We start from the raw sequence: 8,583 nt of genomic DNA, 5'->3' as shown, positions 1-8,583 counted from the left end.
CACAGTTCGCATCCTTCTTTTCCGGCGACCTCCGTTGGCCGACCCTGGTGACCTGCACCATAACGTCCGCGCGGTGTGACGGCAGAGGCAAGGTGCCGGCGATGTCGCTCAACCGTGGCGCTCGTCGGGTAGCGCTGGGGCGGATCTCTGGGGTCGAGCGATTCTGGTGTCGAATCGTGTACTCGCAAGCCTTCGCTCGGCAAGTCCGATGAGGTCGAGAATCTGACTCGCGAGATAGCCGGTGGTCCCCCTTTCCACACTTTTGCGAGTGAGGATGCCGGCATCCGCCAGTTCTTCGAGGGCCGCGCGCGCGGGAGGAAAGGACACGTTCAGGATCCGTTGCACTGTCCTCGTTGTCATGATCGGCGCTTCGGGCAGCATCTGAAGAATTCGGGCAGTCGCAGAGCCTGCGCGAGGTTCCTCGCGTAACCCCTGCGTGGCGCGGTACGTGCCGAGTTGATGCGTCCATTCTCTCTGCAGGTCGCCGATATCGTCGGCAAGGCGGCTGGCATTCTCTGCAGCGATCGCCGCCGACTCGACGAATGTGCTCAACCACGAGGAGATTCCGTCGACGGCGTTCGGCGCCAGCGGGTCGCCGACATACCGATAGGCGGAGAGCCCGGCGACGTATCGGTGTGTGAGCGTTGCCAGCACCAGACTGACCGGCAAGATCGCGCCGGGAGTCAGTCCTCGACGCGCGAGCACCGTGTGGATGACTGCGCGACCGACGCGGCCGTTACCGTCGGTGAACGGGTGGATGGTCTCGAACTGGGCGTGAACGATGCCCGCTTGAATCAGTGGTCCGTGCAGTGAACCGTTGAGATACGACACGAGGTCGGCGATCAGGGGTTCCACTTCGGGCGCCGGCGGGGGCACGAACTCCGCCTCGAGCGGGTTCCGGTTCGACCCACCGATCCAGTTCTGCACCTCCCGGAGTCCACGGTGGCGTTCACCGGGCAGCAGCGCCGAGTGGAGCGCTGTCACGTCTTCGGTGGTGACGAATTCCGTCTCGACCAGTTCCTGCGACGCGCGGCGCAGCACCGTGATGTTGTTGGCAACGAGTCGGGCGTGATCGCCGAACCCGCGGACCTCCTCGTCCTGGGCGAGTTCGGCCAATGCGACCTGCTGTGGGGAGGGGGCGATGCCTTCGATCATGGAACTGGCGATGGCCTCTGAACGGAGAAGTAGTCGGGAGATCCCTTCCAGCCCCTTCGCGCCCGGCCCGCTGCCGAGTTTTCGGATTGCGCGTTCGGCGGCGGCTGCTTTGGTGGAGAGTTCCGAGGAAAGGATCAGGGGGCGTGTGCAGATCAGGTCAGGGATGTAGGCCGTGTAGCGGCCGCCGCGTCGGTCACGGGCGATCAGTCCGGACGACGGGTCCGCATCCCAGTACGACTCGCGTAGTTCGGCCATTCGCTATCCCTTACTCGAGACCGAAGTTATTAAAGTTTATGGTATCAACCTTTAATCGGCGATGGTGACGGTCAATGGGTACGAGTCTTGGTAGTTTGTGTTCTCGCGCGGATCAGGGGCACGCGCGCAGGACGACCGTAGGGGGACGGGTGACCGGGGATCGGCTCGAGGTAGACCGCGAGGCGTTGGTGCGGTGCATTGCCGCGTGCGACGTGCTGGCGGCGGACATGCGGGACCTGCGGGAGCGAGCGCGCCGCGAGCTGGCTCCCGAGAACTTCGGTCTCGGCGAGACGCATCTGCGTTCGGCGGCGGAACTGGCCGCGCGGTTCCGGGCGGCGGCGATCGGCGGTCCGGTTGTCGCGGAGGAGGATTCGGCGATCGGGACGTTCGCCGCGCACGAGCGTTACGCCCTGGATCTGAAGGCGAATTTCGAAGCGGCGCTGGCGCGGTACGACGAGCAGGACGCGGCGACGTCACACCGCATCGGGCAACTCTGAGTGCGCAGTTCTGGAGGGGAATGTCGAGTGGGTGACTGCAGTTCTGCGCACTCGGCGAGTGCACCGCACTGACTCAGTGAATCTGCGCCTGCCAGTCCGGCGGAACACGGTCGGCGGGGCCGGGGACGGTCTGATCAAGCGGATGGTGTTGCGGCGGGGCCAGTTCCGGGCCCTCGAACGCTGTCTCGGTGGCGTAGTTCCAGAACCAGACCTCACCCGGCTCGAAACTCCGTACCACGGGGTGCCCGGTGTGGGCGGCGTGCTTGGTCGCGTGCTGCGCAGGCGACGAGTCGCAGCAACCGATGTGCCCGCACTGCGCGCAGCGGCGCAGGTGCACCCACCACCCGCCGGCAGGGTCGCAGTCGGCGCATCCCTCGCCGCTCGGCGGCACGCTCGGGTTGATTCCGTCCAGCTCACCCATCTGAGACTCCTTCTGCTGACACGACTTCGGGTTCGATCGGAATGCGGACCTGGAACCTCGTGTCGCCCGGTTCGGACTCCACGCGCAGGTCGCCGCGGTGCTTCTTCACGACGATGCGCCAGGAGATGTCGAGGCCGAGGCCGGTTCCCTCGCCGACGGGTTTCGTGGTGAAGAACGGCTCGAAGATGCGCGACCGGATCTCTTCCGGCACGCCGGGGCCGGTGTCGGCGATCTCGATGAGGGCCATGTCGCCGTCGCGCCGGGTGCGGACGGTGAGGGTGCCGTGGCCCTCCATGGCAGCGACGGCGTTGTCGATGAGGTTCGTCCACACCTGGTTGAGTTCCGCGGCGTACGCGGGGATCTGCGGCAGGGCCGGGTCGTACTCCTTCACCACGGTGACCGAGTCGCCGATCTTGCGTCCGAGCATCACCAGCGAGCTGTCGAGGAGTTCCCGCAGGTCGACGCGCTGGTAGGGGGCGCGGTCCATCTGCGAGTACTGCTTCGCGGCGTTCACCAGCGTGGACACCCGGGCGGTGGAGTCGGCGATCTCGTTCATCAGCAGTTCGGTCTCGATGGTGTAGTTGAGCCAGCGGATCGCGCTCTCGACCATCGACTCGTCGTCGACGCTGGCCACGATCCGCTCGAGCCACGGCACGTCGAGACCGGCCTGCACGAACGTGGGTGCCAGGTCCCAGCCGCCGGAGACGCCGTGGTCCTCGAACCAGTCGCCGAGCTCGTCCTCACGGTCGGACGCCTCGAGGGGGGTGAGCGTCGGCGCCTTCGCCACCAGTTCGGCGGCCTCCTCCTGCAACCGGATCAACGTGGCCAGGGCCTGCCGGTCGTACACGCCGGACGCGATGACACCGAGCTTCTGCCGCATGTGCGACACCCGGTCGCGCAGCGACGCCGTCGCCCGGACGGCGGCGGCCGCCGGGTTGTTGAGCTCGTGCGTCAGCCCCGCGGACAGCGAACCCAGCGCGAGGAGACGCTCCCGCTGATCGACGACCTGCTTCGCGTTCTGGTTGCCGAAGAACAACCCCTCCAGCAGATGCACGGCCATCGGGAACCACTCGCGCATCAGCTGCCCGAAACGGTCGGCGTCGAGGACGAAGAACCGGGACGGAGCGGTGACGCGCATCGACGCGGTGTAGGTCTGGGGGGCGCGGTCGCCGAGGTACGACTGCCAGGCACCGGCATACACGCCGCGCTGCGACGTCCGGCTGAACTCGATCTCCTCGCCGCCCGACAGCTTGCTCAGCACGAGTTCGCCTTCGATCAGCACGTAGAAGCAGGTCGCGATCTCACCCTCCGCGAACACGGGCCCGGGTTCGATCAGCTCGACGTGCCCCTTCTCGCAGAGTTGCTCGAGCTGGTGATCGGTGAGTTGCTCGAAGAGGAACAACGTCCTCAGCTCGGGGGGATTGCACGGGAGTTGGGTCATGGTCTGCCCCCGATCACGGTTGGCCGATGTAGCGGTGGACGAGCATCACGGCCATGGCGCCTTCTCCGACCGCCGACGCCACCCGCTTCGCCGACTCGGAGCGCACGTCACCGGCCGCGAAGATCCCCGGGACGCTCGTCTCGAGGTGGTGGGGGAGACGGTCGAGGGGCCAGCCGCTCGGCGGTTTTCCGTCGACGACGAGGTCGGGGCCGGACACGACGAACCCGTACTCGTCCCGCGCGACGACGCCTTCGAGCCATTCGGTGCGGGGGGCGGCCCCGATGAACAGGAACAGGAACCCGGCGTCGACGGTCTCCTCGTCCCCGGTCACGTTGTTGCGCAGCCGGACCTTCTCGAGGTGACCCTCGCCTTCGACGCCGACCACCTCGGTGCACGGCCGCACGCGGATGCGCGGGTTCCGTTCGATCTGCTGGACGAGGTAGTACGACATCGAATCCTCGAGCGACTTCGCTCGCACGACGATGGTGACCGAGCGGGCGCCCCGCGACAGGTACACCGCGGCCTGTCCGGCGGAGTTGGCCCCTCCGACGATGTACACGTCCTGGTCGGTGCAGCGGGCGGCCTCGGTGACGGCGGAGCCGTAGTAGACGCCGCGGCCGGTGAGATCGTCGACTCCGGGCGCCGGATGACGCCGATAGGAGACGCCGGTCGCCAGGATCACCGTGTGCGCGTCGATGGTGTCGCCGTCGGCGAACCGGACGGTGCGCGCCGAACCGTTGACCTCGAGGGCCACGACGTCGCGGGTGGTGATGAGTTCCGCCCCGAACCGGGTGGCCTGCCTGCGGGCCCGCTCGGCCAGCTGCGCACCGGACACGCCGTCGGGGAAGCCGAGGTAGTTCTCGATCCGTGAACTCTGACCCGCCTGCCCACCGGTGGCGGTCCGCTCGATCAGGGCGGTGCGCAGACCTTCCGAGGCGCCGTACACGGCGGCGCCAAGACCGGCCGGTCCGCCGCCGACGACCACGAGGTCGTAGAAGTTCTCCGACGGGTCGGTCCGGAGTCCGAGACGCCGGCCCAGTTCGGTGTCCGAGGGTTCCACGAGGCATTCGCCGTCGGCGCAGATCACCACCGGCAGGCGCCGGCCGTCCTCACCGGCGGCGCTGAGCAACCGTCCGCCCTCGGGCTCGTCCGACATGTACCAGCGGTAGGACAGCTGGTTGCGGGCCAGGAACTCGCGCACTTCCGAAGACCGCGGCGCCCAGCGATGGCCCACGATCTTGGTCTCCTCGACGGGATGGTGATCGGACGACGCCCACGCTTCGAGCAGCGCGTCGACCACCGGGTACAGCTTCTCTTCGGGCGGATCCCACGGTTTGAGCAGGTAGTGGTCGAGGTCGATGACGTTGATCGCCTCGATGGCGGCGTCCGTGTCCGCGTAGGCGGTGAGCAGCACGCGGCGCGCGACCGGATACAGATCCATCGCCTTCTCGAGGAACTCGATGCCGCTCATCGACGGCATGCGGTAGTCGGCGAGGATCGCGGCGACGGGATCTCCTCGCAGCTTCATCTGCTTCATCGCGTCGAGGGCCGACTCGCCGGATTCGGCGCGGATGATGCGGTACTTCTCACCGTATCGGCGCCGGAGGTCGCGGGCGACGGCGCGGGACACCCCGGGATCGTCGTCGACCGTGAGAATCGCAGGCTTGCCGCTCGCTACGGGATTGGTCACGTACGCCCTCTCGTCCGTACAGAACTGCGAGGAACTCCAGGGCTCCGAGTATTGCCCGAGGGCGCGCCTTTGTCGACCGGATTCAGTCCTGGTGCTGCATCGGTTCGCTCTCCGCGGGGACGACGCGACGTCGTGACCAGACGGCGCGGCCCGCGGCACCGGCCAGCGCCAGAACGACGACGGCGGCGCCGGCGATCGGGCCGGCCGCGTTGCCGGGGAGCAGGCCCTCGAGCAGCAGCCAGATGCCGAACGCGAAGAACAGCACGGCCGCGCCGACGCGGATGACGCTCTCGGGCAGATGCTTGCCCAGTACGGCGCCGACGACGATGGCCAGGGCGTCGGCCGCCACCATGCCGACGGTCGACCCGATCCACACGCCGATCGTGTCGTGGTCGGTGGCGAGGGTGATGGTGGCGAGCATGGTCTTGTCGCCGAGTTCGGCGAGGAAGAAGGCGGAGGTGACGGCCAGGAACGCGGAGCGGGTGGCGCGGCCGGCCTTGAGTTGCTCGTCCTCGCTGAGATTGTCGCCGCGCAGCGTCCACGCGCCGAAGACGAGGAAGGCCACACCGCCGACGATGCTGATCGCCGCGGTCGGGAGCGCCACGCCGAGGTAGTGGCCGACGGCCACGGACACCAGGTGGACCACGGTGGTGGCGACGGTGATGCCGGAGATCACCACCCACCAGCGGTAACGCAGGGCGAACGTCATCGCCATGAGCTGGGATTTGTCGCCCAGCTCGGCGACGAAGATCACGCCGAAGCTCAGCAGTGCGGCGGTCAGCACGGACATCCTCCTCCAGGTGGTCGGTCGGAGGATGACAGGTGGATTCCTCCGGCCTGGCAGACGCGGGTACGTCTGCCCGGCCGAAGGTCTCGCCCACCGGCGCCGGTGATTCGGCGGCGGTTCGCCAGGCCGGGTCCGGTGCGGTGAAGCAACGAGCCAGTATGTCGACACAGGCGATTGGGGGCTACTCCCCTTCGATGTCCGTAACGTTAGCGTGACTTACTTGAAAAGGCAAAGGCGGCAATAAGTTTGGGGCACCGACCGGAGAAACTTCGGGTACCCTCACGAGGCCAGCAGCATGGCCAAAACGGCGGTGTCGGGGTCACTGATCGGGTCGATGCCCACCCGGCTGACCATCGACGTCACCGTCCCGTCCGCCTCGGCTTCCACCCAGGCCGCCCGGTGCTCGAGCCCGAGGTGAGGGAGACCCGGCAGCAGCACACAGCCCGAAGCGGCACCCGCACACTCGGGGAGTGACGGGGTGGTCTCGGACGGCGGGTGCAGCATCATCAGCGCGGGCGGCTGGTGATCGGCGAAGCGTCCCGGAGCGAGCGCGAATTCCCCGAGAACGGTGCCCTCGGCCACCACGAGGCCGACGGTCTCGGGCTCCGGCTCCTCGGGCAGATCCTCGTGCGCACCGAAGACCGTCGTGGTGTGGAGCAGCCCCGGAACGCACGCCACCCGCACGGCGAGCGCGAGGAGCTGTGCCCACTCCTTGGTGGTGTCGGGCCAACGCCCGGAAATGACAAACCCCCGCAAGGTACCCGCAGCCTGGAAGGGCGAGATGCCGATGTAGCCGTCCCTGTTCATCTCTGCCTCCTCGGTGTGATGACGCGTTTCGAACACGACTCGTTCTGCACACCTCGTTGGGTACTTGAAGGATGCGCCCGACACGGCCTGGCACACAAGAGCAGGGGAGTGCTAACCCTCAGAGAATCCTCAGAATCGGCACAATCTGCCGCTACGAAGGCGCCCTATTCTCACCGGAATGACCTCTGAGCGCGCACGGAATTCCGCGAATCACGCCCGAACCGAGTCGACGCGAAGGGTCCTCGGTTCGCGGCGCGTCGCCGCGGCCGCGTCGGCAGGGCTGGTTCTGGCGTCCGCGGCGGGACTCGGATACGTGTTCCTCGGCGACGGCGCGTCCGACAGCCGGACCGTGGCGATCGTGAACTCCGATGCGGGTGCCACCGTGGACGGAAAGCCGGTGCGGGCGAGCGACACCCTGATCGAGAAGCTCGAGGCGAACGAGGCGTTCGACTGGCAGGTCGTCGACGCGGGCGCAGCGGCCGGCGACGACTGGTTCGCGACGGTGACCGTGCCCGAGGACTTCAGCGAGGCGGTGTCCTCGGTATGGGGCGCGAAGCCGCGGCAGGCCACCCTGGACGTCGACGTCGCGGGTTCCGACTCCGCTGCGGCCGAGGAACTCTCCGGGGTGGTGTCCTCGCAGATCGGCGCCGACGGCATCACGGACCTGCTGGCAGACATGTCTTCGTCCCGGACGCGGTTCCAGCAGGCGGGAATGACGGCCGGGTTCCTCGCGGCCGGGACGGCCGCGGCGGACGATGCGGCGCAACAGCTCACCGAGGGCGCCGACACTCTGCTCCCGTATCTCGAGACGGCACGCGCCGGCTCGGTCCAACTGCTGGGCGTCGCCGATCAGGTGGCGGGCGTGGTCGGTGAGACGTCGGGGACGGCCAACGACCTCGCCGACCGGTTGAGTGCGCTGGGGCTGACGCTGGGCGAGGCGAACGACAGTGCCACCCAGATGCGCACCAGGATCGACGATGCGATCCGCGTCCTCGACGCCACTCCCGTTGCACCGGACGTGGTCCCGTCGCTCCGGCAGGTCAGTGCCGACCTCGGTCTGCTCTCCTCGCAGCTGGGCTCGGTGCCCGGCCTGCTGGGCGGACAGGTCGGCCCCGACACGGACCTCGGCGAGCTGGTGCGGGTCGCGATGGGGCAGCTCACCGACGCCAGTGCTCAGCTGAGCAGCGGAGCGCGGCAACTGAACGACGGCATCGTCCCCATCGCCGACCAGGCGCCGGAGATGCTCGAAGGAGCCACCACGCAGATCGTCGACGGATTCGCGAAGCTGAAGACACTGTCGGGGCAGCTGTCCACCGACCTCAACAACGGGGTCGCAGCGATGCCCGTGCGCACGGCGGCCCAGCAGAACCAGTTGGCGACCGTCCTCGCGCAACCGGTCGCGGTGACGCGCACCCTGTCCGCGCCCGCACCGATCCTCACCGCCGAGCACCTCGCCGTCGGCTTCGCCGTCACCACGGTGCTGCTGGCGGGCGCCGTCGTGTGGATGGGTCTGCGGCGCAGGGCCTGACC

8 protein-coding genes are annotated in these 8,583 nt (G+C 68.1%); 2 read left to right on the top strand and 6 right to left on the bottom strand.

What is annotated here, in order from left to right:
- Positions 1-108: 108 nt before the first annotated feature.
- The gene (locus RJ1_RS38770) at positions 109-1,410 is read right to left on the bottom strand and encodes a Fic family protein (protein WP_073368810.1); all 1,302 of its coding nucleotides are present in this window, start codon (positions 1,408-1,410) and stop codon (positions 109-111) included.
- Between the two features lie 149 nt (positions 1,411-1,559).
- Here RJ1_RS38770 and RJ1_RS38765 point away from each other — a divergent pair, with 149 nt between their 5' ends.
- Positions 1,560-1,907, top strand: a complete 348-nt coding sequence (locus tag RJ1_RS38765) for a hypothetical protein (protein ID WP_073368808.1) — start codon at positions 1,560-1,562, stop codon at positions 1,905-1,907.
- Positions 1,908-1,980: 73 nt separating this feature from the next.
- Here RJ1_RS38765 and RJ1_RS38760 read toward each other — a convergent pair whose 3' ends face one another.
- From RJ1_RS38760 to RJ1_RS38740, 5 genes are all read right to left on the bottom strand, one after another.
- Positions 1,981-2,328: a UBP-type zinc finger domain-containing protein gene (locus tag RJ1_RS38760; RefSeq protein WP_073368806.1), complete on the bottom strand. Its 348-nt coding sequence runs from the start codon at positions 2,326-2,328 to the stop codon at positions 1,981-1,983.
- The gene (locus RJ1_RS38755; RefSeq protein WP_073368804.1) at positions 2,321-3,769 is read right to left on the bottom strand and encodes an ATP-binding protein; all 1,449 of its coding nucleotides are present in this window, start codon (positions 3,767-3,769) and stop codon (positions 2,321-2,323) included. Before RJ1_RS38755 ends, RJ1_RS38760 begins: the two co-directional genes overlap by 8 nt.
- A gap of 13 nt (positions 3,770-3,782) precedes the next feature.
- A complete protein-coding gene (locus RJ1_RS38750; protein WP_073368803.1) occupies positions 3,783-5,459 on the bottom strand; it encodes an NAD(P)/FAD-dependent oxidoreductase in 1,677 nt (558 codons plus the stop codon).
- An 82-nt stretch (positions 5,460-5,541) separates the two neighbouring features.
- Positions 5,542-6,249 carry a TMEM165/GDT1 family protein gene (locus RJ1_RS38745; protein WP_083400556.1) on the bottom strand — a complete coding sequence of 236 codons (708 nt, stop codon included), beginning with the start codon at positions 6,247-6,249 and terminating at the stop codon, positions 5,542-5,544.
- A gap of 276 nt (positions 6,250-6,525) precedes the next feature.
- On the bottom strand, positions 6,526-7,053 hold the full coding sequence (locus tag RJ1_RS38740; RefSeq protein WP_005248897.1) for a hypothetical protein: 528 nt from the start codon (positions 7,051-7,053) through the stop codon (positions 6,526-6,528).
- 178 nt (positions 7,054-7,231) lie between these two features.
- Here RJ1_RS38740 and RJ1_RS38735 point away from each other — a divergent pair, with 178 nt between their 5' ends.
- Entirely contained in the window at positions 7,232-8,581 is a 1,350-nt protein-coding gene (locus RJ1_RS38735; RefSeq protein WP_073368801.1) for a YhgE/Pip domain-containing protein, read from the top strand.
- Positions 8,582-8,583: the final 2 nt, after the last annotated feature.

It is taken from the genome of Rhodococcus jostii NBRC 16295 (genome assembly GCF_001894825.1).
In the GTDB taxonomy this organism is placed as follows: domain Bacteria; phylum Actinomycetota; class Actinomycetes; order Mycobacteriales; family Mycobacteriaceae; genus Rhodococcus_F; species Rhodococcus_F jostii.
Note: the sequence above shows the minus strand (reverse complement) of the source record. Positions and strands in the feature narration are given on the sequence as shown.

Coding starts and splice junctions, on each gene's coding strand:
- RJ1_RS38755 (WP_073368804.1), bottom strand. CDS start 3,769: ATGACCCAACTCCCGTGCAATCCCCCCGAGCTGAGGACGTTGTTCCTC.
- RJ1_RS38760 (WP_073368806.1), bottom strand. CDS start 2,328: ATGGGTGAGCTGGACGGAATCAACCCGAGCGTGCCGCCGAGCGGCGAG.
- RJ1_RS38740 (WP_005248897.1), bottom strand. CDS start 7,053: ATGAACAGGGACGGCTACATCGGCATCTCGCCCTTCCAGGCTGCGGGT.
- RJ1_RS38745 (WP_083400556.1), bottom strand. CDS start 6,249: ATGTCCGTGCTGACCGCCGCACTGCTGAGCTTCGGCGTGATCTTCGTC.
- RJ1_RS38770 (WP_073368810.1), bottom strand. CDS start 1,410: ATGGCCGAACTACGCGAGTCGTACTGGGATGCGGACCCGTCGTCCGGA.
- RJ1_RS38735 (WP_073368801.1), top strand. CDS start 7,232: ATGACCTCTGAGCGCGCACGGAATTCCGCGAATCACGCCCGAACCGAG.